Source organism: Bradyrhizobium sp. USDA3516 (assembly GCF_057651995.1).
Map to the genome: position 1 here is coordinate 547,029 of NZ_JBYGYN010000002.1, position 23,041 is coordinate 570,069.

Consider the following 23,041-nt stretch of genomic DNA (forward strand, 5'->3'; position numbering starts at 1 on the left):
AGCGTCACTGGGACGCGCCGAGGGATGGCATGCGCTTAAACGCTTTGTTTGCCATTTCGGTGAATAGTCCCTCAATGAGTATGGTTAATTTTCCCTGTTGCGTTGATTGGGCACCTATATCCCGGGTGCGTGGCGTAAAGCGAAGAGTAACCCCTCAGCCCGCGGCACTTGGAATGAAAGCTGGGGATCATGCTTGATTATAACCAGCCGATCGATCGAGCCGGACCGGAGGTCTCGCAACGCAAGCCTCAGGCCGGCTTCAACGTGCTGGAGCTCGCCAATCTGCTCTGGCGCCGGAAGGTCGCGATCGCCGCGGCCGCCCTGCTCGGCGCGACGCTTGCCGTCACCATCGGCAAGAGCGTGACGCCTCGCTATACCGCCACCGCCCAGCTCTATGTCGACCCGCGCGAGCTTCAGCTCGTCGACCGCGAGCTCACGCCACGGGCCCAGGACATCTCCGGCATGGCCATGGTGGTAGAGAGCCAGGCACGCCTGATCACCTCCAACAGCGTGCTGCTCCAGGTGATCGAGCAGGCCGGTCTCGACAAGGATCCGGAATTCGGAGGCGGTGAGGCTGGGAGCCTGATGTCGTCGCTGCTCGGCCTGATCGGCCTGCAGCCCCGCGCGCCCTCCGCTGCGGAGAAGAAGGAGGTGCAGCTTGCGGCGCTCGAGGCACTGAACAGGCACATCGCCGTCCGCAAGACCGAGAAGAGCTTCATCGTCGACGTCGAGGTCTGGTCGACGGATCCCGCGAAAGCGGCGATGCTCGCCAACACGCTGACCAATGCCTATCTCGCCGAATCCCGCAACTCGCAGGCTTCGGCGGCACGGCGCGCCACCAGCGATCTCTCCAGCCGCCTGAAGGAGCTGCGCGACCGGCTGCGTAACGCTGAGACCGCGCTCGCCACCTACAAGGCCCAGAACAATTTCGTCGGCACCCAAGATGCGCTGATCAGCGATCAGCAGCTCTCCGCCAGCAACCAGCGGCTTTCCGCAGCCCGCGCGGCGACGATGGATGCGCAGGCGCGGCTCGACCAGATCGAGGCGACCCGCCGCACCGCCGCCGATGCCGGTGCGATTCCGGAGGCGCTGCAATCGCCGACCATTGCGAATTTGCGCGCACAATATGCCGACGCCCGGAAGAAATATGCGGAGCAGGCCGGTGAGCTCGGCCCGCGCCATCCGGCGCTGCGCCAGACCGAGAAGCAGGTCGAGGATCTCAAGCGCACCATCAACGAGGAGATCGACCGCTTCGCGCAATCCGCCAAGAACGATCTGACGCGCGCCCGCGATTTCGAGGCCTCGCTCAACCGCGCCCTGGAAGCCCAGAAGCGGCAGAGCGTCCAGCTCAGCCAGGCCGCCGTGCGCCTGCGCGAGCTCGAGCGCGAGGCCGATGCCAGCCGCGACGTCTATCAGTCCTTTCTCAAGCGCTCCCGCGAAACCGAGGAGCAGGAGAGCCTGAACACCTCGGCCGCCCGCGTCATCGGCGAGGCGACAGTGCCGCAGCGACGCTCGTTCCCGCCCGCCATGAGCCTGTTCGCCATGATCGGCTTCATCTTCGGGGCGATTGCGGCATCGAGCTGGTTCGTTGCGGCAGAGCTGCTGTTCGCTGGCGCACCTGCGACGCCGACACCCGCCCGGCGTGAGCGCTTGCCGGCGCCACAGGCGTCCCGAGCACCGGAGCTCGCGCCGGCTGCGGAGATTGCCCAGCCGCGGCAGGCCCCGCGCACTCCTGAAGCTGCGCCGTCGATGCCGGAGCTTGTCGCGCCCCCGCTGCAACCTTCGATGGTCGAGCAGCCAACGATCGAGAAGCCGCTGATCGCACGCTTCCAGGAGGCCGACGTCATCCATACGCTCGGCGCCATACTTCCCACCGGCGGCGGCGTCGATCTCACGCGGCTGGGTTGGCCGACGCTGCGCCCCGGCTTTCCCATGACGAGCTTGCTCAACGCCTGGCGCGACATGCGCGCCGCACTGACGCGGCGCGCCGGCGGCAAGGCGATGCCGGTACTCGCGCTCGTCGGCACCGGCAAGACCAGCGGCCGCAGCGTGGCCGCGCTGAACTTCGCGCTGGCGGCCGCACGCGACGGCGCCCGCGTGCTGATGATCGACGCCGACCATCAGATGCGCTCGCTCTCGAACAGGGTCATCCGTCCCGGCAAGAGCGAGCCGAGCAGGCTCGGCTGGCTTTCGATCGGCAGCAAGGACGCGCGCGAGATCAAGACGGTCAACGGCATCTCGGTGCTGCCGGCCGCCGAAGGCGACGCCGGCAAGGCCGCCGATGCCATCCGCAAGGCGATTGCGCAGGCCCGTTCCGCCGGCGGCTATGATCTCGTGATCCTCGACGGCCCGGCCGTGCCGCTCGCGACCGGGGGACGCAAGCTGCTCGAGAACGTCGACTCGCTGGTGGCCGTGCTGCCGACCAGCCTCGACGTCAACGACAGCCTGGAAGAGATCTTGACCGCGCTCGGCCCGGCCGAGCGCAAGCTCGTCGGCGTCGTGCTCGACGAGCTCACCCCTGCAATGCAAGCGCGCCAGCGAGGCAGACAATATGCTTGAGCGCCGCGTCAACCTCGACGGACGGGCAGCAACTGCCGAGGTGCCGAGAATCACCGTCGGCGGCCTTCGCATGGCCGCGATCGACCTGGAAGCCACCGCCGATTTCATGATCGAGGCCACGAATCCCGACCATCGCATCGGCCGTCCGCTGTTCCTGACCTCGGCCAATGGCGAGGTGCTGGCGCGCTGCTCCACCGAGCCGCAGACCGAGCACCTGTTCCGTGCTGCCGATCTGATCAACGCCGACGGTCAGCCGCTGGTCGCCGCTTCGAAGCTGCAGTCCTGGTTCCCGCTGCCGGAGCGCGTCGCGACCACCGACCTGTTCCACGTCGTTGCGCGCAAGGCCGAAGCTGCCGGCCGCACCTTCTACATGTTCGGCGCAAGCGAGCCGGAGAACGCCGCGGCGGTCGCGAATGTCCAGAAGATGTATCCACGTCTCAAGATCGTCGGGCACAGCCACGGCTATCTGCGCGGCGAGGCGCTGCGGGCCAAGGTGGAGGAGATCAACGCCCTGGCACCGGATTATCTGTGGGTCGCGCTCGGTGTGCCCAACGAACAGGCATTCGTGAGGGAATTCACGCCGCATCTGACCAATGTTGGCGTGATCAAGACATCCGGCGGATTGTTCAACTTCTTGTCAGGCAGTCGTTCCCGCGCGCCGCAATGGATGCAGAAGATCGGGCTCGAATGGGCCTGGCGCACTTTGCTCGAGCCGCGCCGGCTGCTCTGGCGCTATTTGACCACCAACCCCCGCGCGCTCTATCTTCTCTTCAGCCGCAACCGCCCCCTCCGCTAAGAGAAGAGCAGAATACGACATGACCGACCGACCGACCGTCCTCGTCACCGGGGGCGCGGGCTATATTGGCTCGCATGCCTGCCGTGCATTGACCGCCGCCGGCTATCAGCCCGTCGTCTATGACAATCTCTCGACGGGTCATCGCAGCTTCGTGTCCGGCCCGCTGGTCACGGGCGATCTGCTCGACGGCGCGGCGCTGGCGCGCGCCTTCGCCGACCACGAGATCACGGCGGTGATGCATTTCGCGGCGGCGAGCCTCGTCGGGGAATCCATGACCGACCCGCAGAAATATTACATCAACAACGTCCAGGGCACGCTGTCGCTGCTGCAGGCGATGCGCAACGCGGGCTGCCATCGCATCGTGTTCTCCTCGACCGGCGCCGTCTACGGCAACGCCGATTCCAAGGCGCTGCCGGAGGACTTTCCTTGCGCGCCGATCAATCCTTACGGCGCATCGAAATTGATGATCGAGCGCATGCTCGCCGATTACCGCACGGCCTATGGATTCGGCGCGTTCTGCCTGCGCTATTTCAACGCCAGCGGCGCCGATCCGGCCGGTGGCATCGGCGAGCTGCGCGACAACGAAACCCACCTCATTCCCCGCGCGATGATGGCGCTTCAGGGCCATGTCGAGTTCGCGGTGTTCGGCGACGATTACGACACGCCCGACGGCACCGCGATCCGCGACTATATCCACGTCACGGACCTTGCGGCGGCGCATGTCGCGGCCTTGAGCCTTCTGGAGCAAGGCCATGCCGGCGGCAGCTTCAATCTCGGCACCGGCTCCGGCTTTTCCGTGCGCGAGATCCTCGATGCCATCAGGCAGGAGACCGGACGCGAGGTGCCGCACGCGGTCAAGCCGCGCCGCGCCGGCGATCCCACCTTTCTGGTCGCCGATCCCTCTGCCGCGAGAAAGGTGCTGAACTTCGCGCCGCGTCACTCCGACCTGCCGACAATCGTCCGCACCGCCTGGGCCTGGCACCAGAAGGCGCATCCGCGCAGAACACAATAGACGCCCGTATTGCAGCTTGCCGACGGGGCCGCTGAGGGGCTAAAGAGATGATCACAGCCGGCGCCGGCGAATGTCCCGGCCGCCGCATGTTACTCATAGCGCCGCTGACGGAAGCGGCACGCCTGGCTCAGCCAATAGCGCGAGCCGATTCTTCACAGCCAAGGCCCCCATCGAGTCCGCGCATCGGCCTATTTTCAGGCGCGGCCCAAGGAGCACGGAGCGAATGCATCAGGCCGCAAGCCTGCAATTCGAGCGCGTGATGGACGAGCTCGTCCTCTGGCACGCCGTACCCGAGGACGAGCGCTCGCCGGCACCGGCGTGGTGGTGGGGACCCGCGATGGCGGTGCGCGACACGCACGAGCCGATGCGACACAAATGGTGTTGCGAGCTCGGCCTCGGCGACGGCTCAAGCTTTGCCGAAGGTGCGCAGGCGCTTCTCATGCTGTTCGCCGAGCAAACCTCGCTGACCTGGCCGGATGATTTTCCGCGCAAGTCGGAGATCAAGAAAGACGACGTCCGCGAGCTGCACCCGCAGCCGTCAGACGACAGCGCGTTTCAGCCCTGAGGGTGCGTCTTCGCCGGCCACTTCCGGCTGCAGCGGCGGCGCGACGGGCAGCACCATGGGCCGCAGCAGCTCGCCCATCTGTCGCGCCGGCAGCGGCTTGGAGATGAGGAAGCCCTGCATCTCGTCGCAACCATGGGCGCGCAGGAACGCCTCCTGCTCGGCATTCTCGACGCCTTCGGCGACGACGGTCATGCCGAGGGCCTTGCCCATGCTGATGATCGCCTGCGCGATGGCCTGATCCTCCGAATCCTGCGGCAGGTCGCGCACGAAGGAGCGGTCGATCTTGATGGTGTCGATCGGGAAGTGCTTCATCAGCGACATCGACGAATAGCCGGTGCCGAAATCGTCGATGGCGAGACGGATGCCGCGGCTCTGGATGGAGTCGAGCACCTTGAGCGCGCGGCCGACATTGCGCATCATCATGCTCTCGGTGACCTCGAGCTGGAGCAGCACCGGCGACATGCGGGAGGCCGCCAGCGCCTCGTCGACGTCCTGCAACAGATGCTCGTCGGCAAACTGCCGCGGCGACAGGTTGACCGCCATCGACAGCGGCAGCAGGCCGCGGCGCTGCCAGTCCATGGCCTGCGCGCAGGCCTCCTTCAGCACCCAGCGGCCGATCGGCACGATCAGCCCGGTTTCCTCGGCGAGCGGAATGAACTGTGCTGGCGAGACGTTGCCGAGATCGGGATGCGTCCAGCGCAGCAGCGCCTCGACGCCCGTGATCTGACCCGTCGCCATGTCGACCTTGGGCTGATAGTTGAGCGAGAACTGCTCGCGCTCCAGCGCGCGGCGCAGCGCGCTCTCCAGCGACAGCCGCTCGATCGACTGCGTCTTCACCTCGTTGGAGAAGAAGCGATAGCCGTTCTTGCCGTCCTCCTTGGCGAGGTACATCGCCATGTCGGCGTTCTTGGTCAGCGTCTGCGCGTCGGAGCCGTTGGCCGGATACATCGCGATGCCGATCGACGCGGTGGAGTGGCACTCGTGGCCGGCCAGCTGCATGGGCTCGGCGAGCGCGGCGAGCAGCTCGGTCGCGATGCGCTGGACGTCCTCGATCTCGCCGCACTGGTCGAGGATCACCACGAACTCGTCGCCGCCGAGGCGCGCGACGACGTCGCCCGCCCGCAGGGCGCCGCGCAGGCGGCTCGCCACTTCGAGCAGGAGCAGGTCGCCGGCCTCGTGACCCAGCGAATCGTTGATGACCTTGAAGCGGTCGAGGTCGATGAACAGCACCGCAAAGCGGTGATCGTGGCGTTGCGCCGCATCGATCGCCTCGCGCAAGAGCCCGTTGAAGGTCTCGCGGTTCGGCAGGTCGGTCAGGCTGTCGTGCGAGGCGAGATACTCGATGCGCTCGTCGGCCTTGTTCTTCTCGTCGGCGCGATCGAAATTCTCCATCGCGAAGGAGACGTTGTCAGCGAGGCGCTGCAACAGCTCGACAAATTCGGGCGTGAAGGTGCCGGGCTCCGTCGACATGTAGATCATGACGCCGACCGCCTGATCGTGCGCGATCAGCGGAAACGCCGCGCCCGAGCGCGCGCCGTCGCTGCGCACGATCGCGTGGAAGACACGGACGCGGTCGTCGTTGAGATAGTCGTTGCTGATGCAGGGCCGGCGCGTGCGGAACGCCGTGCCGCTCATGCCGCGCCCTTCGGGCCGCTCCGGATCGACGGAGAGCCGCACGTTACGGGTGGTGTCGGCTGACGGGCCCGCGCTCGCCACGATTTCCAGCTGATCGCTATCGGCCCTTGCCAGCGCGATCGTGGTCGAGGTGAACTTGGCGCCGTTCGATGCCGCGAGGCAGACGAGGTCGAACAACTCGGCCCGCGACTTCGCACGCATGATCGCCTCGTTGGTCGCGCTGAGCGCCGCGAACATGCGCGTCAGGCGCTCCTTCTGCGCTTCGGTGCGGTCCTTTTCCTCGGCGCGCTCGAAATTGTCGAGTGCGAAGGAGACGTTCTCCGCGAGGCGCCCGAGCAGCTCGACCAGATCGGGCGTGAACGTATTCTCTTCCGGTGCGAGAAAGAGCAGAATGCCGACCGGCTCCCGTCCTGCTCTCAGAAGCGGGAAGCTCGCCGCAGCCAGCGTTCCATCCTCAACGGCCTTCGTGCGCCAGTATACTGAGCGCGGATCGTGCAGGTAGTCGTTGATGACACTGGGCTGACGCGTCCGCAGCGAGGTGCCGATGATGCCGTCGCCCTCGGGATGGCCGGCCGAAATGCTGCAGGTCCGCCCGATCATGCGATCCTGCAGACGCCCCTTGACCGCGACGACGCGAACGAGCTCGTGCTCGTCGTCGACGATGCCGATCGTCGCCGAGGCGAACAGGTCGCCGAGCACGGCCGCCTGGCAGGCCGCTTCGAACAGCTCCTCGCGCGTCTTGGCGCGCATGATGGCTTCGTTGGTCGCGCTCAGCGCCTCGAACATGCCGCTCAGGCGATCGCGCTGCTTGTCCGCACGCGCCTTCTCGTCGGCGCGATCGAAGCTTTCGAGCGCGAAGGCGACGTTGGCCTGAAGCTTGCGCAGCAGCTCGACGAGCTCCGGCGTGAAGGTGCCGCGCTCCGGGGAGTTGAACAGAAAGACGCCCTCGACCCGCTCGCCGTTGAACAGCGGCAAGGCCGCGGAGGATGCGATGCCGTTGCGGCGGGCGCTGGCCTGCCAGGGCGCAATGCGGTCGTCGGCGAGCACGTCGTTGCTGACGGCGGGCTGGCGGGTGCGAAACGCGGTGCCGGTCAAGCCGCGCCCTTCGGGCACCTGGTCGGAGGTGGAGAACGTGAAGTTGCGAACCTGATCCGCATTCGGCCCGTAGCAGGCGACGACGCGCAGCAGCCCGGTCCGATCGTCCACCAGCGCGACGGTGGCCGAGGTGAACTTTGCTCCCGTTGCGGTCGCCTCGCAGACGAGGTCAAACAGCTCGGCCCGCGACCGTGCCCGCAGGATCGCCTCGTTGGTGGCGCTGAGCGCCGCATACATGCGCGCCAAGCACTCTTCTTCGGCGGCGATACGGGACCTCTCGGTCTCGCGGCCGAAATTTTCGATCGCGAACGAGACGTTCTCGGCCATGCGCAGCAGCAGCGCGACAATCTCCTCGTCCTTGGCCCAGGACCGGCTGATGAAGAACAGCAGCACGCCGACGCTCTCGCCGTTCCTGATCAACGGCGCGACCACGCAGGCGGCGACGCCGGTGTTGACGTTGGCCTGCTCCCACGGCGTGCCCCTGGTGCGGCTGGGGAGATCGTCCTCGACCATGGCTTTCTGCGTCCGGAACACCTCGCCCGAGATGCCCTTGCCGTACGGATTCTCCGGATCGACCGAATAGCGTGCCTGGGTGACGAGATCGAGGTTCTGCCCGGTGGCGGCGACGGGCTTCATCCAATGCGAGTCCGGCTCGCGAAGCAGCACGATGGTCGCCAGCGACTTGCCGCTGTGGACAGAGGCGTCGCACACCAGCTGGTACAGCTCCTGCTCGGTCTTGGCGCGCAGGATGGCTTCGTTGGTGGCGCTGATGGCGCCGAACATACGGTTGAGCCGCCGGGTCGCCCGCTCGCTGGTCTGGCGCGCGGTCTCGCGCGCGAAATTGTCCAGCGCGTAGGAAATGTTCGCCGACATGCGTTCGAACAGCGACACCATCTGTTCGTTCAGAGAGTTGGCTTCGCTCCGCGTCACGTACAAGACGCCGACGCTCTTGCCGTTGCAGAGCAGCGGCAGCGCCGCAGCCGCACCGATGTGGGCCTGGGCGGCGCCCTCACGCCAGGCCAGCGAGCGCGGATCGTTCAGGTAATCGTTGCTGACGCACAGCTTCTGATCGCGAAACGCTTCGCCGCCGACGCCGGATCCCTCGGGCGTGCCGGCTTCCGTCGTGATCACGATCGAGCGCAGCCGCGCAATGTCGTCGCCACAGCCGGCCGCGAAGCGCAGCCTTCGGCCGTCCGGCTCGACCAGGAACACGGCAACGGCCAGAAAATCCCCGCTCGAGAACCCGGCGTCGCAGACCTTCTGGTACAGCTCCTCCGGCGATCTCGCGTAAAGGATCGCTTCATTGATGGCGCTCAACGCCGCAAAGGTGCGCGCGAGTGTCGTCGGCACGATCTCAGCTCCCGGGCATTTCTGCCTGTTTATCCCGGAGCCTTTATGCGCGGCGACCGCCTAAGTGCTCGTTATTGCGCGGCGCAAACTGTCCATCAAAGTGAACGAGCTGCGAACGAGCGCAACAAAACGGACCGGAATACCGATGCGAGGCCGTACCGCCGACGAAAGACATGCTCCGTTTACCGATTTGCAGCCCTGTGTTGGTTTATGGGAGGTTGATATCGCGGTGCCGTAGCACCTCCTTCAAAACGGCAGCGCCACGCTGGTCTTGATCTCCTTCAGCACCACGTTGCTGCGGACGTAGCGGATGCCGGGGATGCGGAACATGAACTCGTCGAGGAAGCGGTTGTAGGCCGCCATGTCCTGGACGACGACGCGGAGGTGATAATCGGCGTCCCCGGTGGTCGCAAAGCACTCCAGCACCTCGCGGCGCCTGGTGACCCTTGCGACGAATTCATCGACGAACTTCGCATCGTGCCGCTCCAGCGAGACGTGAAGGATGGCGGACATCGCAAAGCCCGCCCGCTCGCGCGCGACCAGCGCCGCATAGCCCTGGATGACGCCGCTTTCCTCCAGCGCCCGCACCCGCCGCCAGCAGGCCGAGGTGGACATGCCGACCTCGTCGGCGAGTTGCTGGTTGGTGGCGCGGCCATCTTTCTGGAGATGGGCGAGAATGCGGGTGTCCTGCTCTTCGATCATGGGGGCTCCAGTTCGAGAAGGTCTACCAGATTGAACACCCACATGCAAAATCCTACCGACTATCACCGGCAAAAGGGATAAATAGGTAAGACCTACCAGCGTCCCGGGCATAACCTTCCGCCACTGGGCAGGATGCCTCGCGAGGTCCGCCATGGACGCCATTCCGTCACTCGACACGTACGAACTCTCCGACCGCTACGAGCGCGAGGACGGCCGCGTCTTCCTCACGGGCACGCAGGCCATCGTCCGCATCGCGCTCGACCAGGCGCGACGAGACCGTGTGGCCGGGCTCAACACCGCGGGCTTCATCTCCGGCTATCGCGGCTCGCCGCTCGGCGGCATCGACCTCGAGCTCTGGCGCATCCAGCAGCGGCTCAAGCAGGACCGCATCGAATTCCTCCCTGCCGTGAACGAGGATCTCGCGGCGACAGCCGTGCTGGGATCGCAGCAGGTCGAGACGCAAGGCGACCGCGAGGTCGATGGCGTGTTCGGGCTCTGGTACGGCAAGGGGCCAGGCGTCGATCGTTCGGGCGATGCGCTCAAGCACGGCAATGCCTATGGCTCCTCGCCGCATGGCGGCGTGCTGGTGGTCGCCGGCGACGACCATGGCTGCGTCTCCTCCTCGATGCCGCACCAGTCCGACGTCGCCTTCATGAGCTGGTTCATGCCGACGCTGCATCCGGCCGACGTCGGCGAATATCTGGCGTTCGGCGAATATGGCTACGCGCTGAGCCGCTTCTCCGGCATGTGGGTCGGCTTCAAGGCGATCTCGGAGATCGTGGAATCAGGCGCATCCGTCGCGCTGCGCCCGCCGCGCGTCTTCCGCACGCCCGACTTCACGCCGCCGCCCGGCGGCCTGCACTATCGCTGGCCCGATTTGCCGGGCCCGCAGATCGAGGAGCGGCTGGAAGCCAAGAAGCACGCGGTCTACGCCTTCGCCAAAGCCAATCCCATCGATCGCCACATCTACGATATCCCTGGCGCCACCTACGGCATCGTCACCACCGGCAAGGCGCATCTCGATTTGATGGAGGCGTTGCGGCTAATGGGCCTCGATGAAGCGGCCTGCCGCCGCATCGGCATCGACGTCTACAAGGTCGGCATGGTCTGGCCGCTGGCGCTGCATGACGCGATGGAGTTCGTGAAGGGCAAGCGCGAGATCCTGGTGGTCGAGGAGAAGCGCGGCATCATCGAGAGCCAGTTCAAGGAGTATTTTTACGATTATCCCGGCAGCAAGCCCGAGCGCATGGTCGGCAAGCACGACGAAACCGGCGCACGGCTGATCTCCTGGATCGGCGAATTGTCGCCCCGCGCGCTCGCGAGCGTGCTGGCGCGCCGGCTCGACCCGATGTTTCCGGGACTCAATCTCGCCGCGCGCGCGGCCGCCCTGATGCCGGAAGCCGCGCGCACGATCAATGTCAGCGGCGCGACCCGCACGCCCTATTTCTGCTCGGGATGTCCGCACAACACCTCGACCAAAGTGCCGGAGGGATCGAAGGCGCTCGCCGGCATCGGCTGTCACTTCATGGCGAGCTGGATGGACCGCGAGACCTCCTCGCTGATCCAGATGGGCGGCGAGGGCGTGAACTGGGCAGCCTCATCACGCTTCACTGGGCACAAGCACGTGTTCCAGAATCTCGGCGAAGGCACCTACTACCATTCTGGCTCGATGGCGATCCGGCAGGCGATCGCGGCCAAGGCCAACATCACCTACAAGATCCTGTTCAACGACGCGGTCGCCATGACCGGTGGTCAGCCGGTCGACGGGCCCGTCAGCGTCCATGCCATCGCCCACAGCGTCCGCGCCGAGGGTGTTGCGCGCATCGCCCTGGTGTCGGACGATCCCGCGCAATTCTCGCCGGCCGACCTGCCATCCGGCGTGACCATCCATCCGCGTGAGGAGATCGATGCCGTGCAGCGCGAGCTGCGTGAGATCCCCGGCGTCTCGGTGCTGATCTATCAGCAGACCTGCGCCACCGAGAAGCGGCGCCGGCGCAAGCGCGGGCAGATGGCCGACCCCAAGCGGTTCGCCTATATCAACGATCTCGTCTGCGAAGGTTGCGGCGACTGCTCGGTCGAATCCAACTGCCTCAGTGTCGAGCCGAAGGAGACTCCGTTCGGCCGCAAGCGGCAGATCAATCTGTCGGCCTGCAACAAGGATTTTTCCTGCCTCAACGGCTTCTGTCCGAGCTTTGTCACCGTCGAAGGCGCGACGCGGCGGAAGAAGAGCGCGAGCCGGATTGATGCGGCCGGCCGCGCCGCAACGCTCCCCCTGCCCGCGCCCGCAACACTCGAGCGGCCCTACGACCTCTTGGTAACAGGCGTCGGCGGCACCGGCGTGATCACCGTCGGCGCGCTGATCGGCATGGCCGCGCATCTGCAACGCCGCGGCGTCTCCGTGCTCGACTTCACCGGCTTTGCGCAGAAATTCGGACCCGTGCTGAGCTACATTCGCCTGGCCGCGAGCCCCGAGGCGCTGCACCAGGTCCGCATCGATCAGGGCGCAGCCGATGCGCTGATCGGCTGCGACGTCGTCGTCAGCTCCTCGCCGAAGGCGTCCGGCACCTATCGCCGCGGCACCCGTGCCGCCGTCAACACCGCGGAAATGCCGACCGGCGACGTGGTCCGCTTCCGCGACGCCGATCTGGCTGGATCAAGCCGCCTGCGCGCAATCGGTCAGGTCATCGGCGAGCACAATCTCGAAACGATCGATGCCAATGCGCTGGCCGAGCGCCTGCTCGGCGATGCCGTCTACGCCAACATCATCATGCTGGGCTTTGCCTGGCAGCACGGTCTCGTCCCCGTTTCGCTGCAGGCGCTGCTCCGCGCGATCGAGCTCAACGGCGTCGCGGTCGAGCGCAACAAGCAGGCCTTTGCCTGGGGCCGGATCGCCGCTGCCGATCCGGATTTTCTGCCGAAGGCGAGCGAAGCGCCTGAGGTCGAGACGCTCGACCGGATCATCGCCCGGCGCGCCGAGTTCCTCACCGCCCATCAGAACGAAGCCTACGCGGCGCGCTACCGGGCGATGGTCGGAAAGGTCCGCAATGCCGAGGCCAAGCTGAACAGTGAGGCGCTGACCGAGGCGGTCGCGCGCGGCCTGTTCAAGCTGATGGCCTACAAGGACGAGTACGAGGTGGCGCGGCTGCACATGCGAAGCGGCTTCCTCGACGAATTGAAGCGCGAGTTCGAGGACGGCTTCAGCGTTCAGTACCACCTCGCCCCGCCGTTCCTGAAGTCGCGGCGCGATGCACGGGGGCGTCCGCGCAAACGCGCCTTCGGCCAATGGATTCAGGTGCCTCTGGCCATGCTCGCTCACTTAAAAGGGTTGCGCGGAACGCCGTTCGATCCGTTCGGCTACACCGCGGAACGGCGCGCCGAGCGTGAACTGATCTCCTGGTATGAAAGCCTGATCGAGCGGATGCTGGGCGAGCTCGATGCGGCGCATCTGCCAAATCTCGTGGCGATCGCCAAAGCCCCGATGGATATCCGCGGCTATGGCCCGGTGAAGGACATCGCGGTTGTGAAGGTGAAGGCCGACGTCGAGCGGCTGCTCGCCGAACTGGACACGCCAACGCCGGCAAGGATGCACGCCACCGGTTGACGCGGCGCCGCGGACGCTTCAGCCTCTGCTCCCCAAGGGGCGCTCTGATGGCCTCCTGCAATCGGGTGATGCATCATGGATTTCGACCAGTTGACACTGACCGAGGCCGCGGCCGGGCTCACCGCCGGGACGTTCACGAGCACCGCACTCACCCGGGAAGCCCTGGCCCGCGCCAAGGCCAACGCCGAACTCAATGCCTTTGTCACCCTGGACGAAGCCGGCGCCTTGAAGGCCGCGGCGGCGTTCGACGCGGCAGGCGACAAGACAAGGCCGCTCGGCGGCGTACCCATCGTGATCAAGGACAATATCGAGGTCGCGGGACTGCCCTGTAGCGCCGGCACACCGGCGCTGAAGGATTACATTCCGAAGACCGACGCGCCTGTCGTGACAAAGCTGCGCGATGCCGGAGCGGTCATCATCGGCAAGACCAGCATGCACGAGCTCGCCTTCGGCATCTCCGGCTACAACACCGCGTTCAAGACCGGCGCCGAGTACGGCGTGCGCAACGCCTATGATCGCAATTTGATCGCCGGCGGCTCCTCGTCAGGCACGGGCGCGGCGATCGGCGCGCGGATCGTCGCCGGCGGACTCGGCACCGATACCGGCGGATCGGTGCGGGTGCCTGCTGCCCTGAACGGATGCGCCTCGCTGCGCCCGACGGTCGGCCGCTACCCGCAAGACGGCATCGCGCCGATCTCGCACACCCGCGATACCGCAGGCCCGATGGCTGCGACCATGGCCGATGTCGAACTACTCGATCGCGTCATCGCGGGTGACGATGCGGTCGCGGCGGCCGACTTGAAGCAGGTTCGGATCGGCATCGTGAAGACGATGTTGACCAATCTCGATGCCGATACCGAAGCCGCCTTCCAGGCTGCTATCGCGCAGATGAAGGCACACGGCATCGGGATCGTCGAGGTCGAGATGCCGCAGCTCGCCGAACTCAACGGAGGGGTCGGCTTTCCGATCGCGCTGTATGAAGCCTATGACGACATGGTCTCGTATCTGAAGCACACCGGTACGGGCCTGACCATCGAGGCGCTGGCGAACGAAATCTCCAGCCCCGACGTGAAAGGCACCTATGATGGCCTCGTCATTCCGCGCAAGCTGCCGGGTCCCGACGGCACGCCGGTCGATGCCAGGCCAATCTATGATGCCGCGATCAAGACTGCGCGGCCCGCGCTTCAGGCGCTCTACAGCGATACGTTTTCGCGCAACAGGCTCGACGCCATCGCTTTTCCGACGACGCCGCGCGTCGCGATCGCCTCCAATCCGGACTCCAGCAGCCTGGAAAATTTCGCGCTGTTCATCCAAAACACCGATCCCGGCAGCAATGCCGGTATTCCGGGAATCCAGATCCCGGTCGCGCTCGGCGCCAGCAGCAGATTGCCGATCGGGCTCGAGCTCGACGGCCCCGCCGGCAGCGATCGCCGCCTGCTCGCGATCGGCATGGCGCTCGAGGCCGTGTTCGGGCGCTTGCCGCCACCGACCTTATAGAGAAACGGTGCGAGGCGCGGGGTCTCCTAGCCGGCGGGACAGGATGAAGATTGCGGGCCCGATCCCGGTATGTCGATCGGGGTGGGCGCACCTTCCTTGTCGCCATCGAACAGGATCAGGACCCGTAATCCGGTTGCCGTCTTGTCCAGCGGCAGGAGCCCCTCCGGCTTGCGCTTCGGGTCAAACGGCAAGTCCTTCAACAGCTCGACGGTGTCTGATCCGCCATCCCAGGCGTAGACGGCGTAGGAGCCGGGACCGTCCGCTGCCGGACCTGCCAGGACGAGAATGCGGTCCCCGAAGGCTGCGAGATCGCGCACGCCGCGACCATTGCCAAGCGGGAGCCGATGCAGGCGGTGGTCCGTGCTCTTGCCTTTACCGAACAGGGCAGCCACGTCCACCGACAGAACGACGGCGCATTTGCCGTTCAGCACGGGGCCCCGGAATCCCGCGAGCAGCGTCCGGTCGTCCTTGATCGCCACGCCCTCGATGGTCAGGCCGTTCTTCTCCAGCCTTATATCCATGAACTCGAGAAGCGCGGGTTCGGCCGCGATGACCTCTCGCAATTGTGCCGTGCGCTCGAGGCCGGACGCATTGCCATCCACCCCCGTCGTGCGGAACCGAACGATCTGGCTGCTTGCGGCGATCTTCGCGCCAATCTTCTCGGCATCTTTCTTGCGGCCGAGCTTGTGGTCCTTGTCCCGCGGATGGCCGTGCGAGCCGATGACGTAATAGTACCCTTTGGAGAAGGCGACGCCCTCGCCATCGAGTTCGAGCGCCTTGCCATTGAACGTGTTGTCGATCAACTTCACGGGGCTGCCGGCGACGAGCTTGCCGTCGGTTAGTTCGATGAATTGAGCGCCCTGGAGATTGTCGTCGATAACGAGGCACGAACGGGGAAACCCGTCAGCGGTCGTGCAGGCGATGCCGCTGACATCCTCCGACTTGCCGCCGTCCTTGCCGATCAACTTGCTCTTGACCGGCCACGCATCGTCGGCCGCAGCAGGAGAAGGCTGCACGCCGCCCCCCACCACGAGGCCGAGCAGCAAAGTCGCAATCCATCCCATTCTGGCAATGGTCATCGAAGCCTCCCTAGAGCGGCAGTCGGTCCAGACCAAGCCTTTCAGCTCCATCACAGGAGATGCCGCCAATCCCTAGCGAAGCTCTCACGCGAGCGAACGTTGACTGGCTTTGTCGCAGACAACTCGGCGATGTCAACACGCTTTCTGCGGCGCGTGGAGCCGCCGGTGAAAGGTCTCATGAATACGGGTTGATCAGCTTCTGCTGCTCGGCGCTGTGGTGCACGAGCAGGTCGATGAAGGTTCTCACCTTCGCCGACAGATGATGACGGTGCGGATAGACCGCATTCATGGAGAGCTCGACCGTCCGATATTCCGGCAACAGGCGCACGAGGCGGCCGGCTTCGAGATCATCCTGAATGAGGAACCCCGCCATCAGGCAGATTGCGGCGCCCTCCAGCGCGACCTTGCGCAGCGCTTCTCCGCTATTGGTGACGAAGCTGCCGGAGACGCGCACCGAGGCTGGCGTGCCCTTGCGATCGAGGAAGCGCCATTCGTCGCCGAACGGATAGTTCAAGTGCCGACCACAATTGTGCCCGGTGAGCTCGTCGAGCTTCTGCACCCGGCCGTGCTTCTCGATGTAATCGTGGGAGCAGCACAGCACGTGGCGCCAGGTGGCAAGGCTGCGCACGATCAGGCTCGAATCGGGTGGCTGTGTCATGCGGAGGGCAACGTCATAGCCTTCCTCGATGAGGTCGACCTCGGCCTCGCCCATGCGCAGATCGATCTTGAGTTCCGGATAGGTCGACAGCAGTTTGGCCGCAATCGGCGCGACGAACGGCACCATGTGCGTGGCGACGTGAATGCGCAGCGTGCCGCGCGGCACCGACTGCAATTCGCTCGCGATGTCGTCGGCCTGTTCGATGTCGGCGAGAATCTGGACGCAACGGTCGTAATAGGCCTTGCCGATCTCGGTCAGATTGACCTTGCGCGTGGTGCGGTGAAGCAGCCGCACCCCGAGCCGGTCTTCCAATGCCTGCACGTGATTGCTCACCATGGTGGTCGACATGTTGAGCTTGCGGGCTGCTGCGGAGAACCCGCCGGACTCGACCACCCGGCTGAACACTTCGAGGCTGGTCAGTCGATCCATGGCTTTCCTTGCACTGGGATGTGCCGCCTCAGCAGCAATCGCGCGGCAATCGCGCTGGCGTTGCCGCGCGCCCGGGAGACATCACCAACCAGGGTGACCGCCCAGATTATCCACCCTGAAGGGATAATCCTTCCAAAATCTAGCCGATTATCATCCGGACCAGCAAGACCGATAGTCTCAGCGAGCCGACAGGAGACTGCAATGTCCGAAATGCCCCGCACCGAGACCTTCCAGCAAGCGACTGAAATCACGCGCGATTACGCCAAGGCGCCGCCCGCTGTCCCGGCCCGGAACAGGGTCCGGCGCACGGCCTTGGTGCTCGCGCTGCTCGCAGGCACTGCGACCATGGCCTACTACGGACACGATTACTGGACCAACGGCCGCTACCTCGAATCGACCGACGACGCCTATGTGAAGGCGGACTCCACGATCGTCGCGCCGAAGGTCTCCGGCTACATCGCCAAGGTGCTGGTCGGCGACAATGAGAAGGTTCGGGCGGGCCAGTTGCTGGCCAAGATCGACGACCGCGATTTCAAGGCGGCGCTCGACCAGGCGAAAGCCGACGTCGCTGCCGGCGAAGCCTCGGTCCGCAACATCGACGCCCAGCTCGAACTGCAGCAGCCGATCATCGAACAGAGCACCGCCGACGTCGCCGCTGCAGAAGCCAATCTGAAATTCGCGCAGGAGGAGCGCGCCCGCTACGACGACCTCATGAAGTCGGGCTCCGGCACGATCCAGCGCGCTCAGCAGACCGACGCGGCGCTGCGCGCCAGCAGTGCGCAATTGCAGCATGCCAAGTCCGGCCTCGTCGCGGCGCAGCGCAAGGTCGACGTGCTCACCACCCAGCGCGCTCAGGCCACCGCCCAGCTCGAACGCGCCCGCGCGGTCGCGCAGCAGGCGGCGCTGAACCTGTCCTATACCGAGATCACCGCGCCGGTGGACGGCACGGTCGGCGCCCGCAGCTTGCGTGTCGGCCAATACGTGCAGGCCGGCACGCAATTGATGGCGGTGGTGCCGCTCGACGCCGTCTACGTCGTCGCCAATTTCAAGGAGACCCAGCTCACGCATGTGCGGCCGGGACAGCCGGTCGAGCTGCACGTCGACAGCTTCCGCAACACCACCCTGCGCGGCCATGTCGACAGCCTGTCGCCGGCGAGCGGGCTCGAATTCGCGCTGCTGCCGCCCGACAACGCAACCGGCAACTTCACCAAGATCGTGCAGCGCGTTCCGGTGAAGATCGTACTCGACGACCACAGCCTCACCGGCTTGCTGCGGCCCGGCATGTCCGCAGTGCCGACCGTCGATACCAAACAGGCGGTGCTGGCCGAGCGCGACAGCGCAAAACGTCTCGCCGGCAATACGTCCCGCGCGAATGGGGGTTGAAGCCATGAGCACGCTCCAACCGACAGTCGACGCCGCTGCCGGCCTCCCAGCTCCCGCTGCACCCGCCGCGCCGGCGGTGTCCACAAAGACCTGGATTGCGGTAATCGGCGCCACGCTCGGCGCCTTCATGGCGGTTCTGAACATCCAGATCGTCAACGCCTCGCTCGCGGACATTCAGGGCGCGATCGGCGCCGGCATCGACGACGGCGGCTGGATCTCGACCTCCTACCTGATCGCCGAGATCGTGGTGATCCCGCTGTCCGGCTGGCTGGCGCAGGTGTTCTCGATCCGCATCTATCTCCTCACCAACGCGATCCTGTTCCTGGTTCTGTCCGCGGCCTGCGCGCTGGCGCAGGATCTGTCGCAGATGATCGTGCTGCGCGCCATCCAGGGCTTCACCGGCGGCGTGCTGATCCCGATGGCCTTCACGCTGATCATCATGCTGCTGCCGCGCGCCAAGCAGCCGGTCGGCCTTGCGCTGTTCGCGCTGTCGGCGACTTTCGCGCCGGCGATCGGCCCGACCATCGGCGGCTATCTCACCGAGAATTTCGGCTGGCAATACATCTTCTACGTCAACCTGGTTCCCGGCGCGATCATGGTCGGCATGCTCTGGTACGCGCTCGAGCCCAAGCCGATGAAGCTGGCGCTGCTTCGCGAGGGCGACTGGGCCGGCATCATCACCATGGCAATCGGCCTGTCCGCGCTCCAGACCGTGCTGGAGGAAGGCAACAAGGACGACTGGTTCGGCTCGCCGTTCATCGTCAAGTTCTCGATCATCGCCACTGTTGCGCTGACGGCATTCCTGATCATCGAGCTCACGGTGAAGAAGCCGCTGCTCAATCTGCGCCTGCTCGTGCGCCGCAATTTCGGCTTCGGCATGCTCGCGAACTTCCTGCTCGGCATTGCACTGTACGGCTCCGTGTTCATCCTGCCGCAATATCTGGCGCGCATCCAGGGCTACAATGCCGAGCAGATCGGCATGGTGCTGGCCTGGACCGGGCTGCCGCAACTCGTTCTGATCCCGCTGGTGCCGCACCTGATGCAGAAGCTCGATGCGCGGATCATCATCGGCGTCGGCTTCGTTCTGTTCGCAGCATCAAACTTCATGAACATTTACATGACCAACGACTATGCCGCCGACCAGCTGCTGTGGCCCAATGTCGTGCGCGCCATTGGCCAGGCGCTGGTGATGGCCCCGTTGTCGGCGGTGGCGACGGCAGGCATCGAAGCGGAGAATGCGGGCTCGGCCTCCGGCCTGTTCAACATGATGCGCAATCTCGGCGGCGCCGTCGGCATCGCGCTGCTGCAAACCGTGCTGTCCAAGCGCGAGCAATATCACTCCAACGTGCTGATGCAGTCGGTCTCTGTGTTCGAGGAGGCCACGCGCACGCGGCTCGAGCAGCTCACGCAGTATTTCGTCAATCACGGCGTTCTCGACCGCGCGGACGCCGCGCATCGCGCCTATGTCGCGATCGGCCATACCGTACAGAAGCAGGCCTTCATCTTCGCCTTCAGCGACACGTTCTACCTGCTCGGCATGGCGCTGATCGTTGCCCTCGTCGCCGTATTCTTTCTGAAGAAGCCCGGCCAAGTCTCGGCCGGCGGAGCCCACTGACCCAACCAAAGAAAAGGAGAACGACCATGAAGCCCCGCATGAACTACTACCAGGCCGCGCCCGATACGATCAAAGCGCTGATGGCGCTTGAGCAGCAGATCCAGTCGACGGGCCTGGAGAAATCGCTGATCGAGCTGGTCAAGATCCGGGCCTCGCAGATCAACGGCTGCGCCTTCTGCATCAACATGCACACCGAGGACGCCCGCAAGCGCGGCGAGACCGAGCAGCGCATCTACCTGCTTAACGCCTGGCGCGAATCCCCGCTCTATTCCGACCGCGAGCGCGCCGCGCTGGCCTGGACCGAAGCGGTGACGCTGATCGCCGAGACGCACGCGCCCGACGAGACTTACGAACAGGTTCGCGCGCAGTTCTCCGAGGAGGAGACGGTGAACCTGACCATGCTGATCGGTGCCATCAATGCCTGGAACAGGATCGCGATCGCATTCCGCGCCGTGCATCCGGTGAAGGTGAAGGCGTCGGCGGCGTAGGCAGCCACGTCGACACAAATGCAGATCGTCATGCGCGGGCTTGACCCGCGCATCGGTCCAAAGAACTTCTGATTCTTGATGGATTGCCGGGTCAAGCCCGGCAATGACAGCTACACCGCCGTCGCCTTGGCGAACTCCACGTAGATCTCGCGAAGGCGCATCGTCATCGGGCCGGGCTTGCCGTCGCCGATCGTCTTGCCGTCGAGGGCGACCACCGGCTGCACGAAGGAGGATGCGCTGGTGATGAAGGCTTCCTTGGCGGCGAGCGCTTCGGCGACCGTGAACGAGCGTTCCTCGACGCGAAGCTGGCGCTCCTCGGCAAGCGCAATCACGGCCTTGCGGGTGCAACCGGGCAGGATGGCGTTGGAATTCTTGCGGGTAACGATGACGTCGTCCTTGGTCAGGATGAACGCCGTGGACGAGCCGCCCTCGGTGACGTAGCCATCCTGCAGCATCCAGGCTTCGCCGGCGCCGGCTTCGGCCGCGGCCTGCTTCGCCAGCACCTGCGCCAGCAGCGCCACGCTCTTGATATCGCGGCGCTCCCAGCGGATGTCGGGCACCGTGATGACCTTGATGCCGGTCTTGGCCACCGCGGCGTTGATGATGTCCTTCTCGGACGTGAACATCACCAGGCTCGACTTGACGTCGGCCTTGGGAAACGGGAAGTCGCGCCCCTTGTCGGCGCCGCGCGTCACCTGGAGATAGACGAGGCCGTTCACGAGCTTGTTGCGCGCGATCAGCTCCTTCTGCAGCTCGGTGATGCGCTCGATGGTCTCCGGCAGCTTCAACTTGATCTCGCCGACGGACCGTTCCAGCCGCGCCAGATGCGAGGCGTTGTCGACCAGCTTGCCGTCGAGCACGGCCGAGACCTCGTAGATGCCGTCGGCGAACAGGAAGCCGCGATCGAGCACCGAGATCTTGGCTTCCGAGAGCGGGACGAATGAGCCGTTGACGTAGGCGATCGAGTCCAAGGCAGGTCTCCTGGGGAGGGAAGGGATTTGCCGCGCTTATACGCCAGTTGGGGGTGCCGATCACCCTCGTTTCGTCATTCCGGGGCATTCGCGCGGCGAATGAGCCCGGAATCCATAGCCACCATCGCAATCCCGGGTTCGCGCTATGCGCGCCCCGGGATGACCGGTTAATGCGACAGAATCTTCGACAAGAACTTCTGCGCGCGGTCGCTGCGGGGCTTGCCGAAGAAATCGTCCTTCGCTGCGTCCTCAACGATCTCGCCGCGGTCCATGAAGATGACGCGGTTGGCGACCTTGCGGGCAAAACCCATCTCGTGGGTCACGACCATCATGGTCATGCCCTCGCGGGCGAGGTCGACCATGACGTCGAGCACCTCGCTGACCATTTCCGGATCGAGCGCCGAGGTCGGCTCGTCGAACAGCATCACGATCGGATCCATCGCGAGCGCGCGCGCGATGGCGACGCGCTGCTGCTGGCCGCCGGACAGCTGCGCCGGGAATTTCTGCGCCTGCTCCTTCAAGCCGACGCGCTCGAGCAGCTGCACGGCCTTGGCCTGCGCCTTGTCATGCCCCCTGCCCAGCACCTTCTCCTGCGCCAGGCACAGATTGTCGATGATCTTGAGGTGCGGGAACAGCTCGAAATGCTGGAACACCATGCCGACGCGCGAGCGCAGCTTCGGCAGATTGGTCTTGGGATCGTTGACCTTGGTGCCGTCGACCAGGATGTCGCCGCTCTGGAACGGCTCCAGCGCATTGACGCATTTGATCAGCGTCGACTTGCCCGAGCCCGAGGGGCCGCAGACCACGACCACCTCGCCCTTGGTGACATTGGTGGTGCAGTCGGTCAGCACCTGGAAGGTGGGGCTGTACCATTTGTTGACATGGCTGATTTCGATCATGATCGACACGCTCTATCGAATGATGGCGATGCGCGCCTGCAGGCGGCGGACGCCGTAGGACGCGATACAGGAGATGGTGAAGTAGACGACCGCAGCGAACAGATACATCTCGACCAGGCGGCCGTCGCGCTGCGCCACCTTGCTCGCCGCGCCGAGGAAGTCGGTGATCGACAGAACGTAGACCAGCGAGGTGTCCTGGAACAGCACGATGGTCTGCGTGATCAGTACCGGCAGCATGTTGCGGAAGGCCTGCGGCAGCACGACGTAGCGCATGGTCTGCGCGTAGGTCAGCCCCAGCGCGCTGGCCGCGGCCGGCTGGCCGCGCGAGATCGACTGGATGCCGGCGCGCATGATCTCGGAGAAATACGCGGCCTCGAACATGATGAACGTGATCAGCGAGGATGCGAAGGCGCCGACGCTGATCGGACGCGAGGCGCCGGTCACCCACTGCCCGATATAGGGCACCAGGAAGTAGAACCAGAAGATCACCAGCACCAGCGGCAGCGAGCGCATGAAGTCGACATAGATGCCGGCGATGCGCCCGAGAATCTTGAAGCCGGACAGGCGCATCAAGGCGAGCGCCGTACCGAAGATGAGGCCGCCGAGAGCTGCGAGGAAGGTCAGCGTCAGCGTGAAGGTCATGCCCTCGAAGAACAGATAGGGCAGCGCGCGGCGGATGACGTCGAAATCGAGATTGCCGAACATCG

General features: G+C 65.3%; 16 protein-coding genes. 9 read left to right on the forward strand and 7 right to left on the reverse strand.

Annotated elements, in window-relative coordinates; all coding sequences use genetic code 11:
• Positions 1 to 189: 189 nt before the first annotated feature.
• From AC24YW_RS08465 to AC24YW_RS08480, 4 genes are all read left to right on the forward strand, one after another.
• Entirely contained in the window at positions 190 to 2,559 is a 2,370-nt protein-coding gene (locus AC24YW_RS08465; RefSeq protein ID WP_487482289.1) for an exopolysaccharide transport family protein, read from the forward strand.
• Positions 2,552 to 3,355 (forward strand): WecB/TagA/CpsF family glycosyltransferase, encoded by an 804-nt coding sequence (locus AC24YW_RS08470; protein ID WP_487482290.1) that lies wholly within the window; start codon positions 2,552 to 2,554, stop codon positions 3,353 to 3,355. Before AC24YW_RS08465 ends, AC24YW_RS08470 begins: the two co-directional genes overlap by 8 nt.
• 19 nt (positions 3,356 to 3,374) lie before the next feature.
• Entirely contained in the window at positions 3,375 to 4,367 is a 993-nt protein-coding gene (galE, locus tag AC24YW_RS08475; RefSeq protein WP_487482291.1) for a UDP-glucose 4-epimerase GalE, read from the forward strand.
• 223 nt (positions 4,368 to 4,590) lie between these two features.
• Entirely contained in the window at positions 4,591 to 4,932 is a 342-nt protein-coding gene (locus AC24YW_RS08480; protein ID WP_487482292.1) for a hypothetical protein, read from the forward strand.
• Here AC24YW_RS08480 and AC24YW_RS08485 read toward each other — a convergent pair.
• Both AC24YW_RS08485 and AC24YW_RS08490 read right to left on the reverse strand, forming a co-directional pair.
• Positions 4,906 to 9,012, reverse strand: a complete 4,107-nt coding sequence (locus AC24YW_RS08485; protein WP_487482293.1) for a bifunctional diguanylate cyclase/phosphodiesterase — start codon at positions 9,010 to 9,012, stop codon at positions 4,906 to 4,908. The genes AC24YW_RS08480 and AC24YW_RS08485 overlap by 27 nt on opposite strands.
• 246 nt (positions 9,013 to 9,258) lie before the next feature.
• On the reverse strand, positions 9,259 to 9,714 hold the full coding sequence (locus AC24YW_RS08490; protein ID WP_487482294.1) for an Lrp/AsnC family transcriptional regulator: 456 nt from the start codon (positions 9,712 to 9,714) through the stop codon (positions 9,259 to 9,261).
• Between the two features lie 151 nt (positions 9,715 to 9,865).
• Here AC24YW_RS08490 and AC24YW_RS08495 point away from each other — a divergent pair, with 151 nt between their 5' ends.
• Both AC24YW_RS08495 and iaaH read left to right on the forward strand, forming a co-directional pair.
• Positions 9,866 to 13,315 (forward strand): indolepyruvate ferredoxin oxidoreductase family protein, encoded by a 3,450-nt coding sequence (locus tag AC24YW_RS08495; RefSeq protein WP_487482295.1) that lies wholly within the window; start codon positions 9,866 to 9,868, stop codon positions 13,313 to 13,315.
• Between the two features lie 75 nt (positions 13,316 to 13,390).
• Positions 13,391 to 14,812, forward strand: a complete 1,422-nt coding sequence (gene iaaH / locus AC24YW_RS08500; protein ID WP_487482296.1) for an indoleacetamide hydrolase — start codon at positions 13,391 to 13,393, stop codon at positions 14,810 to 14,812.
• Between the two features lie 26 nt (positions 14,813 to 14,838).
• Here the strand turns inward: iaaH and AC24YW_RS08505 are convergent, their stop codons facing one another.
• Together AC24YW_RS08505 and AC24YW_RS08510 are read right to left on the reverse strand one after the other, a co-directional pair.
• Entirely contained in the window at positions 14,839 to 15,858 is a 1,020-nt protein-coding gene (locus AC24YW_RS08505) for a DUF3616 domain-containing protein (RefSeq protein WP_487482297.1), read from the reverse strand.
• Positions 15,859 to 16,066: 208 nt separating this feature from the next.
• On the reverse strand, positions 16,067 to 16,978 hold the full coding sequence (locus AC24YW_RS08510) for a LysR family transcriptional regulator (protein WP_487482298.1): 912 nt from the start codon (positions 16,976 to 16,978) through the stop codon (positions 16,067 to 16,069).
• 201 nt (positions 16,979 to 17,179) lie between these two features.
• On the opposite strand from AC24YW_RS08510, the gene AC24YW_RS08515 reads away from it, so the two are divergent.
• The 3 genes from AC24YW_RS08515 to AC24YW_RS08525 are packed head-to-tail and all read left to right on the forward strand — an operon-like array spanning position 17,180 to position 20,464.
• Positions 17,180 to 18,361, forward strand: coding sequence for an HlyD family secretion protein (locus AC24YW_RS08515; RefSeq protein ID WP_487482299.1), 1,182 nt, complete (start codon positions 17,180 to 17,182; stop codon positions 18,359 to 18,361).
• A gap of 4 nt (positions 18,362 to 18,365) precedes the next feature.
• Positions 18,366 to 19,976, forward strand: coding sequence for an MDR family MFS transporter (locus AC24YW_RS08520; RefSeq protein WP_487482300.1), 1,611 nt, complete (start codon positions 18,366 to 18,368; stop codon positions 19,974 to 19,976).
• 26 nt (positions 19,977 to 20,002) lie between these two features.
• Complete coding sequence (locus tag AC24YW_RS08525; protein ID WP_487482301.1) at positions 20,003 to 20,464, forward strand: carboxymuconolactone decarboxylase family protein; 462 nt, start codon at positions 20,003 to 20,005, stop codon at positions 20,462 to 20,464.
• Positions 20,465 to 20,574: 110 nt separating this feature from the next.
• Here the strand turns inward: AC24YW_RS08525 and AC24YW_RS08530 are convergent, their stop codons facing one another.
• From AC24YW_RS08530 to AC24YW_RS08540, 3 genes are all read right to left on the reverse strand, one after another.
• A complete protein-coding gene (locus AC24YW_RS08530; RefSeq protein ID WP_487482302.1) occupies positions 20,575 to 21,435 on the reverse strand; it encodes a D-amino-acid transaminase in 861 nt (286 codons plus the stop codon).
• 167 nt (positions 21,436 to 21,602) lie between these two features.
• Positions 21,603 to 22,334, reverse strand: coding sequence for an amino acid ABC transporter ATP-binding protein (locus tag AC24YW_RS08535; protein WP_487482596.1), 732 nt, complete (start codon positions 22,332 to 22,334; stop codon positions 21,603 to 21,605).
• A gap of 12 nt (positions 22,335 to 22,346) precedes the next feature.
• Positions 22,347 to 23,039 carry an amino acid ABC transporter permease gene (locus tag AC24YW_RS08540; protein WP_487482303.1) on the reverse strand — a complete coding sequence of 231 codons (693 nt, stop codon included), beginning with the start codon at positions 23,037 to 23,039 and terminating at the stop codon, positions 22,347 to 22,349.
• Positions 23,040 to 23,041 lie beyond the last annotated feature (2 nt).

Bases quoted from the DNA above. Each gene is read 5' to 3' on its own strand.
- AC24YW_RS08535 (WP_487482596.1), bottom strand. From the start codon at position 22,334: ATGATCGAAATCAGCCATGTCAACAAATGGTACAGCCCCACCTTCCAG.
- iaaH (WP_487482296.1), top strand. From the start codon at position 13,391: ATGGATTTCGACCAGTTGACACTGACCGAGGCCGCGGCCGGGCTCACC.
- AC24YW_RS08515 (WP_487482299.1), top strand. From the start codon at position 17,180: ATGTCCGAAATGCCCCGCACCGAGACCTTCCAGCAAGCGACTGAAATC.
- AC24YW_RS08510 (WP_487482298.1), bottom strand. From the start codon at position 16,978: ATGGATCGACTGACCAGCCTCGAAGTGTTCAGCCGGGTGGTCGAGTCC.
- AC24YW_RS08470 (WP_487482290.1), top strand. From the start codon at position 2,552: ATGCTTGAGCGCCGCGTCAACCTCGACGGACGGGCAGCAACTGCCGAG.
- AC24YW_RS08480 (WP_487482292.1), top strand. From the start codon at position 4,591: ATGCATCAGGCCGCAAGCCTGCAATTCGAGCGCGTGATGGACGAGCTC.
- AC24YW_RS08465 (WP_487482289.1), top strand. From the start codon at position 190: ATGCTTGATTATAACCAGCCGATCGATCGAGCCGGACCGGAGGTCTCG.
- AC24YW_RS08525 (WP_487482301.1), top strand. From the start codon at position 20,003: ATGAAGCCCCGCATGAACTACTACCAGGCCGCGCCCGATACGATCAAA.
- AC24YW_RS08540 (WP_487482303.1), bottom strand. From the start codon at position 23,039: ATGTTCGGCAATCTCGATTTCGACGTCATCCGCCGCGCGCTGCCCTAT.
- galE (WP_487482291.1), top strand. From the start codon at position 3,375: ATGACCGACCGACCGACCGTCCTCGTCACCGGGGGCGCGGGCTATATT.
- AC24YW_RS08520 (WP_487482300.1), top strand. From the start codon at position 18,366: ATGAGCACGCTCCAACCGACAGTCGACGCCGCTGCCGGCCTCCCAGCT.
- AC24YW_RS08490 (WP_487482294.1), bottom strand. From the start codon at position 9,714: ATGATCGAAGAGCAGGACACCCGCATTCTCGCCCATCTCCAGAAAGAT.
- AC24YW_RS08495 (WP_487482295.1), top strand. From the start codon at position 9,866: ATGGACGCCATTCCGTCACTCGACACGTACGAACTCTCCGACCGCTAC.